The organism is Microbacterium sp. SA39 (assembly GCF_000967865.1).
Lineage (GTDB): Bacteria > Actinomycetota > Actinomycetes > Actinomycetales > Microbacteriaceae > Microbacterium.
Map to the genome: position 1 here is coordinate 185,586 of NZ_JXRU01000036.1, position 19,910 is coordinate 205,495.

Below are 19,910 nucleotides of genomic sequence, written 5' to 3' on the forward strand. Positions count from 1 at the left end.
CGATCATGTCACGGCGACATCGACCGTTCCCTGATCTCCGTATTCTGGAGGGATGGGTGCATTGTCTGACGCCAAGAAGGCGTACCGTCTCCTCACGCGTGCTCTCAAGTCGCGCAGCGCGGTGCAACGGGTCCGGCGACGCCTGGCAGAGCGGGAGCCGCATCCGCTCGATCACTTCCAGATCGCCGTGTACTTCGCCGACGGCGCGGTGAACATGTACCAGATGCGTCAGTGGTACCGGCCGCTCGCGGAACTCGCGAAGCGCTGGCCGGTCGTGGTGCTCTCGCGTGCCGCCACGGGCGCCGAGAAGCTGCTCGAGGAGGACGGTCCTCCCGTCGCCTTCGTGCCGAAGGTCCGCGATCTCGAGAGGTTCATCGCGCAGCAGGACATCAAGGTCGTGCTGTACGTCAACCAGAACACGCGCAACTTCCAGATGTTCCGCTACGGACGCCGCTGGCACGTGTTCATCAACCACGGCGAGTCCGACAAGATGTACATGACGACGAATCAGTACAAGGCATACGATTACGCGTTCGTCGCAGGTCAGGCGGCGCGCGACCGTCTCTCCCGCACTCTCTGGGACTACGACGTCGAGCGGCGCACCATGGATATCGGTCGCCCGCAGGCGGATCACTACTCGGGGACCCTGCCCTACACCCCGGACGAGCGGGTCGTGGTGCTCTACGCGCCGACCTGGGAGGGCGACCGTCCGAGCGCGCACTACGGATCGATCGCGACCCATGGCGAAGCGCTCGTGGAGCGGCTGCTCGCGACCGGTGCACATCGGGTGATCTATCGCCCGCATCCCCGCAGTGGGGTCGTCGACGAGGCGTACGGAGCCGCGCACCGGCGCATCGTCGCGGCGATCAACGCTGCGAATGCAGCCGACTCCACTGCCCAGCACGTGTACGACGACGGGGCGGAGCTCGGCTGGCAGCTCTCCGCTGCCGACGTGGCGATCGTGGACATCTCGGCCATGGTCTACGACCGCCTCGCCGCAGGCAAGCCGCTCATGATCACGCGCCCTGCAGACGAAGAGGCCTCGATAGACACGACGGGCTACCTCGCGGACTGCGAGTGGCTGACCGTGGAGGATGCGGCGCGCATCGTCGCCGAGGTCGATCGCGTGCGTGCGGACGACGCGGCCGTCGCGCGGTTGAAGATGTGGGTGCAGCACTATTTCGGGGACACGACACCGGGGGTGGCCACAGCGAAGTTCCACGCGGCCGTCGAGCGGCTCATGCAGGAGTGGGAGCAGTGGCAGGCGCACGAGGTCGGCGCGATCCGCGAGGACGAGGACGACGACGACGACGAGGCAGACGAGGAAGAAGCGTGAGCGGCGACTTCCCGCGCGCCCGGGCCGTCGTGCCGCGCCTTCAGGTACTGCGGGACACCGGCTCGACCAATGCCGATCTGCGGGCCCACGTGGACGACACCGACGCTTGGCCGCATCTCTCCGCGGTGATCACCCGTAACCAGACGGCCGGACGAGGGCGCCTCGATCGCACCTGGGTCGCGCCGGACGGCGCATCGCTCGCCGTCTCGGTCCTGCTCCGCGCGCTGCCCGCCGACCCCGGCGCTCGCGGATGGATCCCGCTCGCCGCGGGCCTCGCGATGACCGAGGCGGTGTCGGAGCAGCTCGCAGGTCATGACGTCGCCGTCAAATGGCCGAACGACGTCCTCGTGGACGGCCGAAAGATCTGCGGAATCCTCGCCGAGGCGACGACGGATGCCGTCATCGTCGGAACCGGCGTCAACACCGCGATGACCGCCGAGCAGCTTCCGGTGCCGACGGCGACCTCGTTCGCCGTCCTCGGGACGGCCGTCGACGAGGACCGGCTGCTGGCAGACTATCTGGAGCGGCTGGGCGAGTACCTCTCCGCGCTCACTGCGGCTGACGATGCCGTGGTCAGCGGTCTGCATGCGGCGGTCACCGCCCGGTGTGCGACACTCGGGCTCGCCGTGCGGGTCTCCCTGCCGGGTGACCGGATGCTCGACGGAGTGGCGACGGCGCTGGACGCGCACGGTCGACTGCTCGTCTCGGCCGACGGATCCGCGCACGCGGTCTCGGCGGGCGACGTCGTGCACGTTCGCCCGGCCTGATCTGACACGCCGTCGCGCAGACGGCGATGTCGCAGATCAGAGGCACAATGGTGGGGTGACTCAGCCCGTGACGCTCGGAGGCCGGCCCCTGATGCCGCCCCCCGGCGCGCAGACCGAGGAACTGCTGATCGCACGGTTCCGCAGCCACGCCCGCCGTCTGTTCTGGTCGGCGGTCGTTCTCATCGCCGTCTTCGGCGCGACAGCGTATTTCTACGACAATCTGCCGGCGGGCCTGGAGAACTGGATGCTGCTGGCGGCGGCCGGCGTCGCCGTCCTGCTCCTCGTCGTGATTCCCTTCTTCGTCTGGTATTCCCGCAGCACGACGGTCACCACCAGAAGGGTCATCGCGCACCACGGCATCGGGGCGCGTCGGCGCCAGGAGATGTCGCACGCCCGGGGCTACACGATCGGCGTTCGTCGGGGACCGCTGCAGCGCCTGTGGGGAGCGGGGACCATCACTCTCTCCAACGGCGTGGACGCCCCGCTGCGACTGTCGAACGTGCCGAACGTCACGCTGGTGCACGAGACCCTCGCCGACCAGATCGAGGTGGGGCAGATCCTCGCTCACCGCGACGCGCAGGGCGGCGCCGACAACACCGACCGGTTCTGATCCGCTCGACCGGCGCTCATTCGTGGGTGCATCGGTGATGATGTCGGACGCCCCAGCTCTCGTGCGCGAGAATGAGGACAGACGAATGGAGGCGGCACATGACGCTGCGTGTAGGCGTGATCGGCGGAGGACAGCTGGCCCGGATGATGATCGCTCCGGCGGTCGAGCTCGGCCTCGATCTGCGGGTGCTGGCCGAGGGTGAGGGCATGTCCGCCCAGCTCGCGGCGACCGCAGTAGGCGACTACCGGGACATCGATGCCGTGCGTGCCTTCGCCGCAGACGTCGATGTGATCACCTTCGATCACGAGCATGTGCCCCAGGACGTGCTGCGCGCGCTGGTCGCCGACGGCGTCGTCGTACACCCCGGTCCCGACGCGCTCCAGTTCGCCCAGGACAAGCTCTCGATGCGGGAGCGCCTCTCGGAGCTCGGCATCCCGCAGCCCGAGTGGGCAGCCGTCCGCAGCGCGGAGGAACTGCAGGCCTTCCTCGACGCGCACGACGGCCGAGGTGTCGTCAAGACGCCGCGCGGGGGATACGACGGCAAAGGCGTGCGGGTCGTCCGCGCCGCCGAGGAGGCCCGTGACTGGATCGACGCGGTCGCCGACGGCGACGCCCTGCTCGTCGAAGAGCTCGTGCCCTTCGTCCGGGAGCTCGCGCAGCAGGTGGCTCGTCGTCCCAGCGGTCAGATCGCCGTCTACCCGGTCGTCGAGACCGTGCAACGCGGCGGCGTGTGCGCCGAGGTCATCGCTCCGGCGCCGGCGGCGACCGAGCGGCTGTCGAGGGTCGCCGCGGAGATCGGTCGGGCCATCGCCGACGGCCTCGGAGTGACGGGCATGCTCGCCGTCGAGCTCTTCGAGACGGACGACGAGCGGATCCTCGTCAACGAGCTCGCCATGCGTCCGCACAACAGCGGCCACTGGGGGCAGGACGGTGCGGTCACCGGGCAGTTCGAACAGCACCTGCGCGCCGTGGCCGATCTGCCGCTCGGGAGCACGGCGCCGCGCGCGACGTGGTCGGTGATGGTGAACATCCTCGGCGGCCCCGCCGAGGGCACGCTCGAGGCGCGGTTCGACGCAGCCATGGCCGAGCACCCGACGGCGAAGATCCATACGTACGGCAAGACCCCGCGACCCGGTCGCAAGGTGGGTCATGTCAATGTCTCCGGCGACGACCTCGATGATGCCGTCTACGTGGCGAGGGCAGCGGCGGCGCACTTCGACTGAGTGTCCGCAACACCGGCGGACAGGTGTGCCGCTGGGGGCTTCTCACAGCGGCAGACCGTAGCCTGATCTGGTGACCGAGCCACTGCACTCCGCTGCCGAGCCGCTCGTCGGCGTCATCATGGGATCCGACTCCGACTGGCGCGTCATGGGCGACGCCTCCCAGGCACTCACGGAGTTCGGCATCCCGCATGAGGTCGAGGTCGTGTCGGCGCACCGCACGCCTGACAAGCTGATGTCGTACGCGCGTGAGGCGAGGGCTCGCGGCATCCGCGTGATCATCGCCGGCGCCGGTGGAGCAGCTCATCTGCCGGGGATGGTCGCCTCGATGACTCCGCTGCCGGTGGTGGGCGTGCCCGTACCCCTGGCCTACCTCGACGGCATGGACTCGCTGCTGTCGATCGTGCAGATGCCTGCGGGTATCCCGGTGGCGACCGTGTCGATCGGTGGGGCGCGCAACGCGGGTCTGCTCGCCGCGCGGATCCTGGGAACCTCCGACTCCGATATCGCTGACCGCATGGAGGCCTTCGCGCGCGACCTCGAAGCGCAGGTCGAGAAGAAGAACGAACGGCTGAAGGGTTCGCTGTGACGCTTGCGCCGCCGCGCGCATCAGGGCGCCCGCTCATCGAGACTCGCCCGCTCCGGCATCCGAACTCGTCCGACCCGGCGCTCATGGCCAAGCGCGGCTGGTGGCTCGTGCTGCTCAACCTCTTCGTGCCCGGATCGGCGCAGGTCCTCGCCGGCAACCGCCGCCTCGGCCGCTTCGGGCTCGGTGCCACCCTTCTCGCCTGGTTCCTCGTGATCGTGGCGGCCGGCCTCGTGCTCTTCGCCCGGCCCGTGCTGCTGTGGCTCACCATCGGCGGGGGTTTCTTCTCGGCAGCTGTGCTGACGATCGTGCAGGTCCTGCTCGTCGGGTACGTGGTGCTGTGGATCATCTTGACGTTCGACGCCCTGCGGCTGGTTCGCCTGGTGAAGGTGCCGGTCCCTTCGCGGTTCGCGATTCCGGTGGTGGCGCTACTGCTCCTCGGGCTCGTAGGCGGGGGAGCGGGGTACGCCGCGACGGCGGTAGGGTCTGCGCGGGGCACCATCAGCACGATCTTCGGTCAGAGCGGACCGAGTGTCCCGCCCAGCGAGGGTTACTACAACATCCTGCTCCTCGGCGCCGACAGCGGTGACGGACGCGACTCGATGCGGTTCGACAGCATCTCCGTCGTGTCTGTGAACGCCGACACCGGAGCCGTGACGATCACGGGCATCCCGCGCGAACTCCCGAACGCGCCGTTCAGTGAGGGCAGTCCGATGCAGGAACTGTATCCGGACGGCTTCGAAGGGCACGGTTCGTCCTCGTGCGGGTGGAACGGGTGGATGAACCACGTGCGCAATGCCGCCGAGATCTGCCGTGAAGACCAGGGGGCGTCGCTCTATCCCGACGCGGTGGCGCAGGGCTCGGAGCCCGGCATCGAGGCGACCAAGGATGCTGCGGAAGGCATTCTCGGAATCGAGATCCCGTACTACGTCTTCGTCGACATGCACGGATTCGCAGAACTCGTGGATGCTCTCGGCGGTGTGAACATAAACGTCACCGAGCGGTTGCCGAAGGGCGGCCCGCCCGAGAACTGGCAGGGCACCGACGTGAACGAGTGGGCGATCGGCTGGATCGAGCCGGGCGAACAGCTCATGAACGGCGACACCGCGCAGTGGTATGCCCGCTCGAGGTACACGACCAGCGACTGGGACCGCATGAAACGCCAGCGCGAGTTGCAGGCAGCGATCCTCGCGCAGTTCACCCCGCAGACCGTGCTCACCCGATTCAACGAGGTGGCAGCGGCGGGGACGGCGCTGATCAGCACCGACCTGCCGCAGGACAAGCTCCCGGAGTTCTTCGACCTCGTGCTCAAGTCGAAGGAGCTGCCGGTCACGTCGATCGAGTTGACCCCCGAGACGGGTGTGGATGAGTATCAGCCGGACTACGCCTACATCCAGGAGATGATCCGGCTCGCACTGCACCCTCCGACGGAGACCCCGACCCCCGAGCCGTGATCAGCGCCGCCTGCCGGGCACGCCGCAGCCCACGACCGTCTCCTCGAGAGGAAGAGGCCGTGGGCTTCCGGTGCGATGACCGGACTCGCCAGACGACGGTGATCGGAGGGGGAGGGATCACCGTCGTCCAGCCGACCACCGCGCGAGGCGGCAGCCAGACTCAGGCGCGCTTGCGGCGAGCCGCACCCGTCGCGACGAGCGCTCCGCCGGCGACAAGAGCGACTGCCCCGCCGCCGAGGACCCACGGCGAGACGCTTCCTCCCGTGAGAGCCAGCTCGAATCCGTCACCGGTGAGCGGCATCTCCGAGCCTGCGGGTGCGACCGCGGGATCGTGATCGCAGCTCTCGGCTGCGTCTTGGCCTTGCGAGACGGTGATCGTCGCCGTGTAGGAGCGCGAACCCGCGAAGGCGACGGCGTAGGAGCCCTCGCCGTCGGACGGCGGGCGGAAGGTCACAGTGAGGCCCCCGTCGGCAGTCGCGGTGTTGCCGGAGATCGCCGAGTTCCCGGCGTTCAGGCCGGACACCGACACGTTCACGTTCTCGGACGGCAGGAAGTAGTCCGCCCCGAAGACGATGGTCGAGACCTCGCATGTGTCGATGATCGGATCACCGACCTTCACGCCGGGAGGCGACGGGTAGGAGTCGGATGCTGCATCCGGCGCGGTAGGCGCAGCGGTCGCAGCGGTCGGCGCGATGAATACCAGCGCGCCGGCGGCAAGGCTGATGGCAGCCAGTTTCTTCAGCATGATTTCTCCCCAGAATTTCACGCGGAATCGCACTCGAACACACCCCTGCATTCGACTGCGTGGACTCATCCTGCCCCCACGGCAGGAAGACAGAGCCCAGATATTCCCCAGTAGGTCGACAGTAACCTATCCGGCGGCGAAAGTCACGATGCGCACTGCAGTTCGGCCCGGGAGATCTCGGGCTCCTGGATCAACGGTGTCACCAGCGCCTCGGTGAGTCGTTCTCCGGCACCCTCGCCTTGGAACTCGACGGTGATGGTCGTCGACTCCCCGGGCGCGAGCAGCACCTCGTGCTGCACCACGGCGCGGTCTTGGAGCGTCGTCGTCTGCACGCCCTCTTCCTCGCCGTCGCGATCGATCCGCGAAGGCGTGGCGCCCTCGGGTCCGTACACCGCGATCAGCGTGCCCACCGACCCCGCCGGGACGCCGTAGTATCCGGCGCCCGTCACATAGGGCGGCAGCGAGGTCGCGGCATCCGCCGGCGCGGTGTTGGTCCACGTCACTCGCACCTGGGTCGTCGCCTCGCCCTGGCACGTTCCGACCGCTGTGGCGATGGATGCGCGCGTGTAGTAGTCCATCTTGGCGCCGGTGGTGTCGTTCATCAGCACGCCGACGTAGGTCGCATCGGCAGCGTCCTCGGGAATCGTGCCTCCGAGCGCAGAGGCCGCGAGCACGGCTTCCTCGTCCTCGTGCGCGCTCCAGATGCGGACGCGGCCTTCGTCGGCCGCCTCGGCGAGGGCGCCGATCAGCGCGCGTGGGTCACCGCCGGAGAGCGCGGCGGAGAAGAGTCCGCCCGCCGCCTGGGCGAAGACGTCGTCCTGGGCTGCCGGGTCGGGGATGGCGGCGTAGATCTCAGAGAGCAGGATGCTGAGCACCGTGTCCTCGGTCGCGGTGAAGGGTCCGAAGGCGAGGTCCCCGGTCGCAGCCATCAGATGCTTCGCGACGACGGCGTCGACGGCGATCACGCCATCGACCTCTCCGCCGAATCGCCCTTGCCATCGCGTGGCGATCGTGGCGCCCGCTTCAGCGAAGTCAGGGATGCTGGTGATGTTCTGCAGGTAGCGTCCGGGCCGGTCCTCGAAAAGCGCGACCGTGGACTCGCTGAGCGGAAGAGGCACGTCGAGCGCGGGGAAGTCGCGGGTGGAGGCCTGCAGGCCCAGGGTGATGCGGCCGCCTTCCGCATGCAGCAGGGCGATGGAGCCGATGATCCCGCCGGACGAGCGCAACTCGGCGTTGTTCTGCATCGCCAGCACGTAATTCCGAGGACCCTCGCCGCCGAGCATGGTGGGCAGCAGGACGGAAGCTCCGTGGAGCGAACCGACCACCGTCGCGGCCTCGGTGACGGAGCCGCGCAGCTCGCGTACCGCGTCGGCGAGAGGGGGGAGAGTGGCGTCGGCGTCGATCTGCTGGGCGCGCCGCGCCGCCGAGGTCAGAGCATCGCTGGCGGTGCCGAGCGGCTTCTCGATCGCTGCGAACGGTGCGAGATCGATCGCGCCGCCGGTGAACCCGAGGCCGGCCAGGTCGAAGTCGCCGGCGACGTCGAGGAGCGGAGTGAGAGCGTCCGACGACACATCATCGGCGATCGTCGCCACGTCGCTCACCGCTCGGAAGTTGGGGCCGAGCCATGGCACGAGACCGAACGCCTGCCAGATCGGATCAGAGGTGAGGTCGTTCGCCGAGGCCGCGTTGCCGGCGATGCTCTTCGCGATCGGCTCGGCTCCTTCGAGATCGCCCGCGGCGATCGACGACTTGAGCTGCGATGCGCCCTTCGCGACCTGCTGCAGATCGCTCACGGCGCCGATCCCGCGCACGGTCACCCAGCCGATTGCCAGGACCAGGACGGTCAGAAGGATGCCGACGGTCCAACCGACCCATCGGCGCTGCCGGGGAAGTCGACCGTCGCTCACGTGAGCATTCAAGCACGAACCGGAGTGAGCGACGGCATGCTTCCTGTGGGATCACTGACATTCGCGCGGCACGAGGGTCGCGCTCCACGGGGGAGCGGGTAGGCGAGGATAACCTGAGCGCATGGGTGCTCGGCTGCGTGTGGTGTTGGATCAGCTCGTGCATGTCGTGGATGCCGATCAGGCCTCCGCGGCCGTCGATCTCGTGGCGGGGCTCGTCGCCACGGCGCCATCGGGCTGCACAGTCGACGCGATCGTGCCGGCGGGAGCCGAGGTGCCCGTGCCCGGAGTCTCCGACGTGCGCACGCTCACTCTCGGTCGTCGCGAGCTCGCCGGCGCCTGGCAGCTGGGGATAGCGCCAGGGGTGGGAGGCGGCCTCATCCATTCTCCGAGCCTCATGGCACCTCTCGTGCGTCACGATCGCGTGCATGACAACGACCAGACCACTGTCACCGTGTGGGATCTGCAGGCGTGGGATGCGCCGGATCTTCTTCCGAAGGGCGTGGTGGGATGGCAGCGCGCGATGCTGAAGCGAGCCGTGAAGCACGCCGACGCGGTGGTGGTGCCGTCGCATGCGGTCGCGGAACGGCTGTCTGAACTGGCTCGGATCGGCGACCGCGTGAGGGTGATCGCCGGGGCCGCCCCCCGCGGATTCTCGGCGCCGCATGATGCCGCCGCGCGGCGTGCATCGCTCTCCCTCCCCGAGGGCTACGTGGTGCTCACGGGCACCGCCGCCTCCCTGGAAGGGGGTTTCCGCGGAGCTGTCGCCGCCGGTGTCGACGCGGTGGTGCTCGATGCCCCTGAGGGAGCGGAGCCGCGCCTGGCGGAGCTCGCCTCCGCCGCAGGACTCCCGGAGCGCCGGGCGCATATCCGCGGCGGGCTGTCGCCGGAAGACCGCGCGGCCGTGCTGGCCGGAGCCTCGGCCTTCGCGGCGACGAGTCCGGTCGCCGGATGGCCGTGGCGTGCGGTCGAGGCGATGACGCTCGGTGTCCCGGTGGTCGCTGTCGACAGCGGCTCGCACCACGACGTCATCGCGGACGGCGGACTTCTGGTGCCGGAAGGCGGGATGGCGGATGCCGTTGCCGAGGCCGCGAGGGAGGGCGGGCCGCGCCTGCGGGTCCTCGCCGCCGATCGATCGCGCGCGTTCTCGTGGGCCAGTTCCGCTGAGCGCGTCTGGGGCCTGCACGCCGATCTCTGAGACCTGAGAGCTGCCTGCGCGTCTCATGACACGCCGATCTCATGCAGCGGATTCTCAGTAACAGTGGCATCATTCTGCAACTTCCGTCACACTGGTCACATGTCTCGACGTGCCCCACGCTCGCGAAACACACTGAGGACCGCCCGACTCCTCACCTGTTTCCTCGCCGCCTCTGCCCTGATCGTCGGCACGGTGGTCCCCGCCACCGTCGCCGCGGCATCCGTCTCGTCGAGCGTCGCCCCCGCGGTGAGCGCCTCCGCCGATCCCGCCGCGACCGGCATAGCGAAGACGGTGCTCGCCGGGTTCAACGCCGGCAACATCATCAGCGATGCCGTGTTCACGAACAAGAACTCGATGACAGAGGCGCAGATCCAGAGCTTCTTCAACAGCAAGGTGTCCCGCTGCCTCGGCGGTCGCGACGAGAACAACGAACCGATCGTCTGCCTCAAGGACTTCACCATGACCACGGTGACGCGCCCGGCCGACGCCTACTGCAGCGGATACACGGGGGCGGCGAACGAGTCGGCGGCGCGGATCATCTACCGGACCGCCCAGGCCTGCAACATCAACCCGCAGGTGCTCATCGTGATGCTCCAGAAGGAGCAGAGCCTGGTGACGAACACCTGGCCCAGCGCCTGGCGCTACCGCATCGCTCTGGGACAGGGGTGCCCGGACACCGCACCGTGCGACCCGAACTACATCGGCTTCTTCCACCAGATCTACGGCGCGGCGCGCCAGATGCAGATCTACATGGAAGGCAAGTGGTTCCAGTGGTACGCACCGGGACGGACGTGGAACATTCAGTACAACCCGAATTCCGCCTGCGGCTCCTCGCCCGTCTACGTGGCCAACAAGGCCACGTCCGCGCTCTATTACTACACGCCGTACCAGCCGAACGCCGCAGCTCTCGCCGCGGGCTACGGCGCGGGCAACTCCTGTTCCGCCTACGGCAACCGGAACTTCTACAACTACTTCACGGACTGGTTCGGTTCGACGCAGGTGCCGACCGTTCCTGCGCTCACCTCGGTGAGCACGTCGTCATTCGTCGCGGGCGTCGACAGTGCCGGGTCGCTGTGGGGATACCCGTTCGCGAAGGGCGCCTGGGGCGAGCGCAAGCAGTTGGCGAGCGGACTCGCGCCGGTCACGTCGGCGATGATGGTCGGTGATCTCAACGGGGAGGGCACACGCGACCTCGTGATTCGTCAGCAAAGCGGTGTGTCGCTGATGCGCGGGAACGGTTCGGGCTTCGACGCGCCGCGAGCTCTCAATCTGGACTGGAGCGGAGTGCTCCTGTCGACCGCGGCAGGTGACCTCGACGGCGACGGTATTCCCGACGTGATCACGACGAACGCGGCCGGCGACCTCTCCCTGTGGCGCGGCGACGATCGAGGCGGACTGCTCCCGGGCGTTCGGATCGGTAACGGCTGGAACGGGATGAACCTTCTGGTCGGCAACGTCGACCTGAACCGCGATGGCAATCCCGATCTCGTCGGGCGGGACACAGCCGGCCGTCTCTGGGCCTATTACGGAAACGGCGCCAGCGGGTGGAACGGGCAGCGGCAGATCGGCGACGGATGGGGCGGGATGTCGGTGATCTTCGCGCCGGGCGATTTCAGCGGAGACGGCGTCACCGACCTGCTCGCGCGCACGGCGGCCGGTGATCTCTATCACTACCCGGGCGACGGTTCGGGCTCCATCATCACCGGCGGCAGGATCGGCAACGGCTGGCAGGCGCTCTCCGGCCTCACCGGTGTGGGTGCGGTGGTGACCGGTCCTCGCGCGCTGGCTCCCGGGGCCGGCGACGTCGACCGCGACGGTGCCCTCGATGTGCTCGCACTGAGTTCGCAGGGTTCTCTCAGCCTCTACCGCGGGAACGGCACTGGGGGATGGCGCGGATCTAAGCCGATCGGCGCCGGCTGGTTGCCGACCGACCGCATCATGACGCTCGGCGACTTCACCGGCGACGGCTACCGCGATCTCGGACGGATCACGGCCGACGGCAGATTCTTGATGTACCCCGGATCGGCCGTCGGCACGTACGGCGAACCGGCGGTGATCGGCACGGGCTGGCAGGCGCTGTCGCTGCTGGTGGGCGGTGTCGACTTCGACGGCGACAGGAACACTGACGTCATCGGCCGCAACCGGGCGGGACAGCTGGTCTACTACCGGGGTAGCGGCAAGGGAGGATGGGCGAGCTCGGCGCTCCCGATCGGCAACGGCTGGAGCGGGTTCGACTCGATCTCCAACGCCGGCGATTTCGACGGCGATGGTTACACAGACCTCGTCGTCCGATCGAGTGGAGCGAGCCTGTGGCTGTATTCGACGAACGGAGCCGGCGGGTGGGGCACCGCTCGCCAGATCGGTCAGGGCTGGGGCGGCTTCTCCGCGATCGTCGGTCCAGGCGACTTCGATGGGAACGGCACGGCTGATCTGATCACCCGGGGTGCGGACAACAACCTCTATCTGTACCGCGGAGATGGCCGCGGCGGGTGGGGTGCGAGCAGCATCATCGGGACGGGCTGGGGCGGTTTCTCGGCGCTCGGTTGAGCGTGCCGGAGGCGCTCAGCACGGTGCCATAAGATACTGAGATGCGTCGTGGCGACCGCCACCGCAGCTGAATGAGTGGGCCAGTGACAGATACCCGAGATCTTTTCGCCGTCGTCCCGCGTTCCGAGTTCGATACCCCTGGCACCAGCCGTGGACTCATCGATGTCGTGCGCTGGCGCTACCTCCTGTACCTGCTGGTGCGGACAGGCGTCACGACCCGCTACCGCAACTCGATCCTCGGGTGGACCTGGTCCTATGTCCGTCCCGGCGCGCAGTTCCTCGTGTTCTGGGTCGTGCTCGGGCTCTTCCTCAACCTCAACCGCGACATCCAGAACTACCCGGTGTACCTGTTCTCCGGAATCGTGGTCATCAATCTGTTCTCCGAGGCCTTCAAGAACGCCACCACGTCGATCGTGAACAACGCCCCCCTCGTGCGCAAGGTGTTCCTGCCGCGTCAGCTGTTCGCCGTCTCGTCCGTGATCGTGGCCTTCATCCATTTCCTGCCGCAACTCGCGTTGCTGCTGATCGTCTGCCTGTTCATGGGGTGGATCCCGAGCGTCTCGATCCTCGGCGTTCTCGCCGCCCTGGCGGCCATGATCATCGTGTCGCTGTTCGCCCTCGGGATCGGACTCTTCTTCGGAGCGCTCAACGTGCGCTTCCGCGACGCGGAGAACATCGTCGAACTCCTTCTCCTTCTCGCCACGTGGGCGTCGCCCGTGCTCTATGCGTGGACCATGGTGCAGGACGCGATGAACAAGCTGGGCTGGCCGGACTGGTTCGTGAACCTTTACCTGCTGAATCCGATCACCCAGGGTGTCGAGCTGTTCCACTACGCCTTCTGGCGTCCGGTCTCGACCACCACGCTCGCGCTGCCGCCGGACCTCGCCTGGAACACGCTCTGGACGTTCCTGATCGCCGTGGGCACCCTGCTGCTCGGCCAGCTCGTCTTCCGACGCCTCGAGGGAAAGTTCGCCCAGGACCTATGAGCACCGCACTCGCCTCACGCCCCAGCATCGTCGTCGACGGTGTGCGCAAGAACTTCACCCTCAACCATGCGTTGTCCTTCAAGGACACCGTGGTGGCCTGGATCCGTCGTCGCAAGACCAGCAGCACCTTCGAGGCGCTGAAGGGACTCGATCTCGTCATCAACGAGGGAGAATCGGTCGCGATCCTCGGCCTGAACGGGTCGGGCAAGTCGACGCTCCTCAAGCTCATCTCCGGGGTGATGGAGCCGGATGCCGGAGAGGTGCTCACGCGCGGCCGCGTCGCCGGGCTCATCGAGGTCGGCGCCGGCTTCCACCCGGAGCTCTCCGGTCGCGAGAACGTGTTCCTCAACGCCGCCATCCTCGGAATGCAGCGCAAGGAGGTCGAGGAGCGCTACGACGAGATCGTCGCCTTCAGCGAGATCGAGCAGTTCATCGACCAGGAGGTCAAGCACTACTCCTCGGGCATGTTCATGCGGCTCGCCTTCTCGGTCGCCATCCACGTGGAACTCGATGTGCTCCTCGTCGACGAGATCCTGTCCGTCGGAGATGCACCGTTCCGCGAGAAGTGCCGCCTCAAGTTCGGCGAGCTGATCGCGCAGAAGAAGACGCTCGTCGTGGTCAGCCACGACATGGAGATGGTCCGAGAGCTCTGCACCAGAGGCGTGGTGATCAACAAGGGCGAGGTCGTCTACGACGGTGAGATCGAGGGCGCGATCGCGCTGGTCGACGAATGATCACGGACTGGCTGGCGCACTCGGGGCTCTTCGCCCTGGGCCTCGTCGTGGTGTTCCTGCCCGGTCTGCTCATCGGTGTCGTGCTGCGCCTCCGCGGGCTCACGCTGTGGGCTGCGGCTCCGGCTGTGTCGGTCGGGCTGCTGTCGCTCCTGGCGATCATCTACTCGTTCATCGGCGTCCGCTGGGGGCATGTGAGTGTCGCGGCGGGGATCGCGCTGATCGCGCTGATCGTGTGGGCCGTGTCGTTCGCGGTCAGGCGGAGACTTCGCGCGGCCGTTCCGCGCGGCCGTTCCCGGGTGTCGAACGCGCTCCTCGCGGCAGGCCTGGTCGTCGGTGGAGGACTGAACGCCGCGCGCCTCCTGACATATGTGGGTGCACCCGGCGCTCTGTCTCAGACCAATGACGCCGTCTTCCACCTGAACGCTCTGCGTTGGATCGCAGAGACCGGCACGGCATCCTCCCTCGATGTCTCGGGTCTCATCGGGGGGACGACCTTCTATCCCGCGGCCTGGCATGCGGTCGCGTCACTCGTCGCGCTCGATGTCGAGTCGATCCCGGTGGCGGCGAACATGGTGTCGCTCGTGATCGCTGCGATCGTGTGGCCGTTGAGCATCGCTCTCTTCGCCCGCGTGATCAGTCACGGCAGCCGCACGGTCACCGCGCTCGCCGCAGCGCTCTCCGCCGGCCTCCTCGCTTTCCCGCAGCTCATGTTCGAATGGGGCGTCCTCTACCCGTACGCACTGTCCCTCGCCGTCGCCCCGGCCGCGGCGGCGCTGACGATCATGACCGTGCGGGTCTGGATGGGCGAGGCACCCGGTGCGAAGCTCCGTCGTGCGTCCGCCACCGGCACCGCTGCCGTGTTCGCGGTCGTCGCCACGACACTCGCGCAGCCGTCTTCCGTCCTCGTCTGGGGAATGCTCGTGATGCTGTGGCTCACCGGCACCATCCTGCGCGGCTACGGCAGCGGCGATCGCCTGTTCCGAATCCGGTCTCTTACCGTGCTCCTCGTCGGCTGGACCGCTGTCGTGGCGGTCTGGCTCGCGCTCGCGTATCTCGCGGGCACGGTCCTGTGGCGGTCGTACCGCGGGGTGCTGGGTGCAGCCTCGGACGTGCTGCTGAACAGCCATTCCCTGCTCCCTGCGGCGGTGGCCGTGAGTGCGCTGATGGTGGCGGGCATCATCGTCGCCGTTCGCAATCCGCGCCTGCGCTGGCTGGTCGTCGCCTGGGCCGGAGTGTCCCTGCTCTACGTCGTCGGCGTCGCCACCGACCTCCCGGTGGTCAAACGCGTCCTCACGGGTCCCTGGTACGGGGATTCCTTCCGGATCGCGGCGATCGTGCCGCTCATCGTGGTGCCCCTCGCCGCGATCGGCCTCGCGACGCTGATCCGGATGACGGGGAGGCGTTGGTCCTCTGTGACGCTTCTCGGCCGGACGCCCCTCACCGCGATCGCGATGATCGTCATCGCGATCGTCGGAGCGGTCGGAGTGATCGTCGCACCGGTCGTGCTGCTGCGCGTGGCAGCCGAGACCGATGAACAGTCCCGGTACGCGATGGACGACGACACCTACCTCTCCGACGACGAGTACACGCTGTTGCGCGACTTGCCCCAGCTCGTCCCCGACGACGCTCTCATCGTCGCGAACCCGTCGACCGGTGCGGCCTTCGCCTATGTGCTGGGAGATCGCGACATCGTCCCGCGCACCTGGTCACCGCCGCAGTCGACCGCCTGGGACACATTGGCGACCTCACTGCGCGACGTCGACGATGACCCCGCTGTCTGCGACGCGCTCGTCGCGTACGGCGCTCCGGGGTACGTGCTCGACTTCGGCATCGGCGGCACCCGCCCCGGTGAGTATCTGATGCCGGGTATGACCGACTTCGACGGTCAGCCGGGGTTCACCGAGGTCGCACGGCAAGGCGACGCGAGCCTCTGGCGGATCACCGCGTGCGAATGAGGCTCGCCGGGATCAGGCGCCGTCGGCCGGATCCGGACCGGGGGTGTGCGTCGGGCCGTGGGGCGGTGTTCCCTCGGGAGCGGTGGTCGCCTGCAGCAGCGCAAGCTTGCGGGCGAGCAGCGTGAGTCGTCGCTGCTGCGCGGCGTTGCGGCGTGACTGGGTGTAGACGAAAACCAGGAACATCAGGACGAGCGCATAGAGCAGCAGGTCGGTGCCTCGGCCGACGCCCACGAGATTCGCCACCCAGGTGAGCCACTGCGGGAAGAGGATGGAGACGATGGCGACCAGGACGAAGGCTCCGAAGAGAAGTCGCCGGATCGCCAGGTGGTTGTCAGCTCCCGTGCGGCGCATGAAGACAGCGCCGATGGCCACGACGCCGACGATGAGGACGATCTGGATCCACATGGCGTTACCTCACGATCAGGTCGACGAGGATGTTGACGGAGTTGAGCACCGACTGCCCCTTCGACTTCGAATAGTCGGTGTACAGCAGCTCCACCGGATGCTCGATCCAGGGGAGCCCGGTGTGCCCGAGCTGGAGGACGATCTCGGTCGCGTGCGCCATCCGATCCTGCTGGAGCTGGATCTGACGGGCCGCATCTGCGCGGATGACCCGCAGGCCGTTATGCGCATCGGTGAGCTTGACGCTCGTGGTGAGGTTCGTCACCCAGACGGCGGTCTTGAGGATGACGCGCTTCATCCAGCCCGGGTTCGTCCGGTCATCGAGGAAGCGTGACCCGAAGACGATGGCCGCCCCTGACTCCCGCGCCGCGGCGACCATGGCGATCGCGTCGTCGACGCGGTGCTGGCCGTCGGCGTCGAACGTCACGATGTACTCGCACCCCGGCTGCGCGAGCGCGTAGTCGATACCGGTCTGCAGCGCCGCGCCCTGTCCCAGGTTGATCGGGTGCTCGACGAGGTGCGCACCGGCCGCGCGAGCCGCTTCCAGGGAGTCGTCCGTGGAGCCGTCGTCGATGCAGACGACGTTCGGGAAGTGGGGGAGCAGGGTCGCGATCACCCCCGATATCACGGTCGCCTCGTTGAACAGCGGGACGACGACCCAGGTGTGCGGATCGGGGCTGGCTGGGTTGATCACACTCCTATCCTCTCAGGAAACGAGTGGGTGAACAGATAGGATGACCGAGTCCCCTTCTTCACCCACGAGGAGAACCCGTATGCCCTCACCGACCGATGTCCGGATCGTCGATTCGGCCGATGTGTCCCCTGAGGCGAAGATCGGAGCAGGCAGCTCCATCTGGCATCTTGCGCAGGTGCGCGAGGATGCGCAGCTCGGAGAGAACTGCATCGTGGGGCGCGGCGCCTACATCGGCACCGGGGTGGTGATGGGCGACAACTGCAAGGTGCAGAACTACGCTCTCGTCTACGAGCCTGCGAAGCTCGGCGACGGCGTGTTCATCGGTCCCGCGGTGGTGCTCACCAACGACACCTACCCACGCGCGATCAACGCCGACGGGACGATCAAGAGCGCCCACGACTGGGAGCCCGTCGGGGTCACGATCGAACGCGGCGCCGCCATCGGCGCACGGGCGACCTGTGTCGCCCCCGTCACCATCGGCGCCTGGGCGACGGTCGCGGCTGGAGCGGTAGTCGTCAAGGACGTGCCGGCCTATGCGCTCGTCGCCGGCGTTCCCGCACGCCGCATCGGGTGGGTCGGTGAATCCGGCGTCCCCCTGGCCGCCGGCGAGGACGAGAAGACCTGGGTGTGCCCCTCCACGGGGGCGCGCTACATCGAGACTGACGGAAAACTGATCAAGGAGACCGTGTGAGCGAGTTCATTCCCCCCGCAAAGCCGATCATCGGAGATGAAGAGCGCGCCGCTGTCGACCGCGTGATGCGCAGCGGCATGATCGCGCAGGGCCCGGAGGTCGCGACGTTCGAGAGCGAGTTCTCCGCGCACTTCGTGCCCGGTCGTCCCTCCGTCGCCGTGAACTCCGGCACCGCGGGACTCCACCTCGGTCTGCTCGCGGCCGGCGTCGGCGCCGGTGACGAGGTCATCGTTCCCTCCTTCACCTTCGCGGCGACGGGCAACTCCGTCGCGTTGACCGGCGGCACCCCGGTGTTCGTCGACATCGAGCCGGACACGTTCACGCTCGACCCGGAGGCCGTCGCGGCGGCCATCACACCGAAGACCAAGGGCATCCTCCCGGTCCACCTGTACGGCCACCCGGCGCGTATGCGTGAGCTCGAGAAGCTGGCTGCCGAGCGCGGTGTCGCGCTCTACGAGGATGCGGCTCAGGCGCACGGTGCGTCTCTCGACGGCCGACCCGTCGGCTCATTCGGCGAGTTCGCGATGTTCAGCCTGTACCCGACGAAGAACATGACCAGCGGCGAGGGCGGCATGGTCACGACGGCGACCGATGAGATCGCGCGCCAGGTCAAGCTGCTGCGCAACCAAGGCATGGAGCGTCAGTACGAGAACGAGGTCATCGGCTTCAACGCCCGCATGACGGACATCCACGCGGCGATCGGCCGCGTGCAGCTGACCAAGGTCGACGCCTGGACGAAGACCCGGCAGGCGAACGCCGCGTTCCTCGACGCCAACCTGCAGGGTGTCGTCGTGCCGCCGGTCGCCGACGGCGCCGTGCACGTCTACCACCAGTACACGATCCGCGTTCCCGAGGACCGTGACGGCTTCGTCGCGGCGCTGAAGAGCGAGCACAATGTCGGTGCAGGCGTCTACTACCCGATTCCGAACCACCGCCTGCCCTCGCTGACGCGCTTCGCGCCGGGGCTGGACCTGCCTGAGACGGAGCGCGCCGCTCGCGAGGTCGCCTCGCTGCCCGTGCACCCGTCGCTCAGCCAGGACGACCTCGAGCGCATCGTCGCGGCGGTCAACGCCGTCGCCGGAGCGGGTGCCTGATGGGCAACCTGAGGGCAGGTCTGCTCGGCGTGGGAATGATGGGTCGTCACCACGCCCGTGTGCTGCGCGATGTCGACGGTGTCGATCTCGTCGCCATCGCCGACCCCGGGGGAGATCCCCACGGCGTCGCCGGGGGGCTCGAAGTCCTTCCCGACATCGACGCCCTCATCGCCGCAGGCATCGACATCGCGGTCGTCGCCGTGCCGACCCGGTTCCATGAGGACGCAGCGCTCAAGCTCGCAGAGGCGGGGGTTCACACGCTCGTCGAGAAGCCGATCGCGCACGATGTCGAAGCCGGGCGTCGGATGGCCGACGCCTTCGCGTCGCGCGGGCTCGTCGGCGCCGTCGGCCATGTCGAGCGCTTCAATCCTGCAGTGCAGGAGATGCGGCGACGGCTCGAGGGCGGCGATCTCGGAGACGTCTATCAGATCGCGACCCGTCGCCAGAGCACGTTCCCCGCGCGCATCGCGGACGTCGGGGTTGCCAAGGACCTCGCCTCTCATGACATCGATCTGACCAGTTGGGTCGCGCAGAGCGAGTACAAGACCGTGTTCGCTCAGACAGCACATAAGAGCGGTCGTGAGTTCGAGGACATGATCACGATCACCGGTCGGCTGGCCAACGGCGTGATCGTCAATCATCTGGTCAACTGGCTCTCTCCGATGAAGGAGCGCATCACAGTCGTGACCGGCGATCGCGGCACGTTCATCGCGGACACCGCGACCGGAGACCTCACCTTCTACGCGAACGGGACCATCCCGCTCGAGTGGGAGTCGATCTCGTCTTTCCGCGGAGTCTCCGAAGGTGATATCACACGATACGCGTTCGCGAAGCGCGAGCCGCTACGCGTCGAGCATGAGGCGTTCCGCGACGCCGTGCTCGGCGAGCCGAGCGACCTCGTCACCATGGAGCAGGGTCTCCACACCCTCGAGGTCGTCGAAGGTGCGGTCGCCTCGGCCGCCTCCGGCGCCTCGACGGCGTTCTGAT

General features: G+C 67.9%; 18 protein-coding genes. 14 read left to right on the forward strand and 4 right to left on the reverse strand.

The features are described from left to right. The first annotated feature begins 52 nt into the window (after positions 1 to 52). The 6 genes from RS85_RS13205 (at position 53) to RS85_RS13230 (ending at position 5,973) form a co-directional block, all read left to right on the forward strand. On the forward strand, positions 53 to 1,336 hold the full coding sequence (locus RS85_RS13205; RefSeq protein ID WP_046013917.1) for a CDP-glycerol glycerophosphotransferase family protein: 1,284 nt from the start codon (positions 53 to 55) through the stop codon (positions 1,334 to 1,336). Further along, positions 1,333 to 2,103, forward strand: a complete 771-nt coding sequence (locus tag RS85_RS13210; RefSeq protein ID WP_046013918.1) for a biotin--[acetyl-CoA-carboxylase] ligase — start codon at positions 1,333 to 1,335, stop codon at positions 2,101 to 2,103. The genes RS85_RS13205 and RS85_RS13210 overlap by 4 nt, the downstream gene beginning before the upstream one ends. 91 nt (positions 2,104 to 2,194) lie before the next feature. Next, positions 2,195 to 2,713: a PH domain-containing protein gene (locus RS85_RS13215; protein ID WP_082087620.1), complete on the forward strand. Its 519-nt coding sequence runs from the start codon at positions 2,195 to 2,197 to the stop codon at positions 2,711 to 2,713. Between the two features lie 71 nt (positions 2,714 to 2,784). Beyond that, positions 2,785 to 3,936 carry a 5-(carboxyamino)imidazole ribonucleotide synthase gene (locus RS85_RS13220; protein WP_268748008.1) on the forward strand — a complete coding sequence of 384 codons (1,152 nt, stop codon included), beginning with the start codon at positions 2,785 to 2,787 and terminating at the stop codon, positions 3,934 to 3,936. A 118-nt stretch (positions 3,937 to 4,054) separates the two neighbouring features. Then, positions 4,055 to 4,522: a 5-(carboxyamino)imidazole ribonucleotide mutase gene (gene purE, locus RS85_RS13225; RefSeq protein ID WP_046013985.1), complete on the forward strand. Its 468-nt coding sequence runs from the start codon at positions 4,055 to 4,057 to the stop codon at positions 4,520 to 4,522. Continuing rightward, positions 4,519 to 5,973 carry an LCP family glycopolymer transferase gene (locus RS85_RS13230; RefSeq protein ID WP_046013921.1) on the forward strand — a complete coding sequence of 485 codons (1,455 nt, stop codon included), beginning with the start codon at positions 4,519 to 4,521 and terminating at the stop codon, positions 5,971 to 5,973. Before purE ends, RS85_RS13230 begins: the two co-directional genes overlap by 4 nt. A gap of 160 nt (positions 5,974 to 6,133) precedes the next feature. Here the strand turns inward: RS85_RS13230 and RS85_RS13235 are convergent, their stop codons facing one another. Next, positions 6,134 to 6,718 carry a hypothetical protein gene (locus RS85_RS13235; protein ID WP_046013922.1) on the reverse strand — a complete coding sequence of 195 codons (585 nt, stop codon included), beginning with the start codon at positions 6,716 to 6,718 and terminating at the stop codon, positions 6,134 to 6,136. A gap of 143 nt (positions 6,719 to 6,861) precedes the next feature. Next, positions 6,862 to 8,625 carry a DUF4012 domain-containing protein gene (locus RS85_RS13240; RefSeq protein WP_046013923.1) on the reverse strand — a complete coding sequence of 588 codons (1,764 nt, stop codon included), beginning with the start codon at positions 8,623 to 8,625 and terminating at the stop codon, positions 6,862 to 6,864. A 121-nt stretch (positions 8,626 to 8,746) separates the two neighbouring features. On the opposite strand from RS85_RS13240, the gene RS85_RS13245 reads away from it, so the two are divergent. The 5 genes from RS85_RS13245 to RS85_RS13270 all read left to right on the forward strand — a co-directional run bounded on the left by RS85_RS13245 (position 8,747) and on the right by RS85_RS13270 (position 16,042). After that, complete coding sequence (locus tag RS85_RS13245) at positions 8,747 to 9,820, forward strand: glycosyltransferase (protein WP_046013924.1); 1,074 nt, start codon at positions 8,747 to 8,749, stop codon at positions 9,818 to 9,820. A gap of 99 nt (positions 9,821 to 9,919) precedes the next feature. After that, positions 9,920 to 12,367, forward strand: a complete 2,448-nt coding sequence (locus RS85_RS19060; protein WP_082087621.1) for an FG-GAP-like repeat-containing protein — start codon at positions 9,920 to 9,922, stop codon at positions 12,365 to 12,367. A gap of 83 nt (positions 12,368 to 12,450) precedes the next feature. Next, complete coding sequence (locus RS85_RS13260) at positions 12,451 to 13,353, forward strand: ABC transporter permease (RefSeq protein ID WP_046013925.1); 903 nt, start codon at positions 12,451 to 12,453, stop codon at positions 13,351 to 13,353. Next, entirely contained in the window at positions 13,350 to 14,087 is a 738-nt protein-coding gene (locus RS85_RS13265) for an ABC transporter ATP-binding protein (protein WP_046013926.1), read from the forward strand. Before RS85_RS13260 ends, RS85_RS13265 begins: the two co-directional genes overlap by 4 nt. Then, positions 14,084 to 16,042 carry a DUF6541 family protein gene (locus tag RS85_RS13270; protein WP_046013927.1) on the forward strand — a complete coding sequence of 653 codons (1,959 nt, stop codon included), beginning with the start codon at positions 14,084 to 14,086 and terminating at the stop codon, positions 16,040 to 16,042. Before RS85_RS13265 ends, RS85_RS13270 begins: the two co-directional genes overlap by 4 nt. Positions 16,043 to 16,054: 12 nt before the next feature. Here the strand turns inward: RS85_RS13270 and RS85_RS13275 are convergent, their stop codons facing one another. Then, complete coding sequence (locus RS85_RS13275) at positions 16,055 to 16,447, reverse strand: DUF2304 domain-containing protein (RefSeq protein ID WP_046013928.1); 393 nt, start codon at positions 16,445 to 16,447, stop codon at positions 16,055 to 16,057. 4 nt (positions 16,448 to 16,451) lie between these two features. Further along, positions 16,452 to 17,138, reverse strand: coding sequence for a glycosyltransferase family 2 protein (locus RS85_RS13280; RefSeq protein ID WP_152642421.1), 687 nt, complete (start codon positions 17,136 to 17,138; stop codon positions 16,452 to 16,454). Between the two features lie 79 nt (positions 17,139 to 17,217). On the opposite strand from RS85_RS13280, the gene RS85_RS13285 reads away from it, so the two are divergent. From RS85_RS13285 to RS85_RS13295, 3 genes are read left to right on the forward strand one after another with little or no spacing between them, the layout of a single operon-like run. Then, entirely contained in the window at positions 17,218 to 17,829 is a 612-nt protein-coding gene (locus tag RS85_RS13285) for an acyltransferase (RefSeq protein WP_046013929.1), read from the forward strand. Then, the gene (locus tag RS85_RS13290) at positions 17,826 to 18,923 is read left to right on the forward strand and encodes a DegT/DnrJ/EryC1/StrS family aminotransferase (RefSeq protein WP_046013930.1); all 1,098 of its coding nucleotides are present in this window, start codon (positions 17,826 to 17,828) and stop codon (positions 18,921 to 18,923) included. The genes RS85_RS13285 and RS85_RS13290 overlap by 4 nt, the downstream gene beginning before the upstream one ends. Further along, entirely contained in the window at positions 18,923 to 19,909 is a 987-nt protein-coding gene (locus RS85_RS13295) for a Gfo/Idh/MocA family protein (RefSeq protein ID WP_046013931.1), read from the forward strand. Before RS85_RS13290 ends, RS85_RS13295 begins: the two co-directional genes overlap by 1 nt. Position 19,910 lies beyond the last annotated feature (1 nt).

Coding starts and splice junctions, on each gene's coding strand:
- RS85_RS13205 (WP_046013917.1), top strand. CDS start 53: ATGGGTGCATTGTCTGACGCCAAGAAGGCGTACCGTCTCCTCACGCGT.
- RS85_RS13215 (WP_082087620.1), top strand. CDS start 2,195: ATGCCGCCCCCCGGCGCGCAGACCGAGGAACTGCTGATCGCACGGTTC.
- RS85_RS13220 (WP_268748008.1), top strand. CDS start 2,785: ATGAGGACAGACGAATGGAGGCGGCACATGACGCTGCGTGTAGGCGTG.
- purE (WP_046013985.1), top strand. CDS start 4,055: ATGGGATCCGACTCCGACTGGCGCGTCATGGGCGACGCCTCCCAGGCA.
- RS85_RS13235 (WP_046013922.1), bottom strand. CDS start 6,718: ATGCTGAAGAAACTGGCTGCCATCAGCCTTGCCGCCGGCGCGCTGGTA.
- RS85_RS13245 (WP_046013924.1), top strand. CDS start 8,747: ATGGGTGCTCGGCTGCGTGTGGTGTTGGATCAGCTCGTGCATGTCGTG.
- RS85_RS19060 (WP_082087621.1), top strand. CDS start 9,920: ATGTCTCGACGTGCCCCACGCTCGCGAAACACACTGAGGACCGCCCGA.
- RS85_RS13265 (WP_046013926.1), top strand. CDS start 13,350: ATGAGCACCGCACTCGCCTCACGCCCCAGCATCGTCGTCGACGGTGTG.
- RS85_RS13270 (WP_046013927.1), top strand. CDS start 14,084: ATGATCACGGACTGGCTGGCGCACTCGGGGCTCTTCGCCCTGGGCCTC.
- RS85_RS13275 (WP_046013928.1), bottom strand. CDS start 16,447: ATGTGGATCCAGATCGTCCTCATCGTCGGCGTCGTGGCCATCGGCGCT.
- RS85_RS13285 (WP_046013929.1), top strand. CDS start 17,218: ATGCCCTCACCGACCGATGTCCGGATCGTCGATTCGGCCGATGTGTCC.
- RS85_RS13295 (WP_046013931.1), top strand. CDS start 18,923: ATGGGCAACCTGAGGGCAGGTCTGCTCGGCGTGGGAATGATGGGTCGT.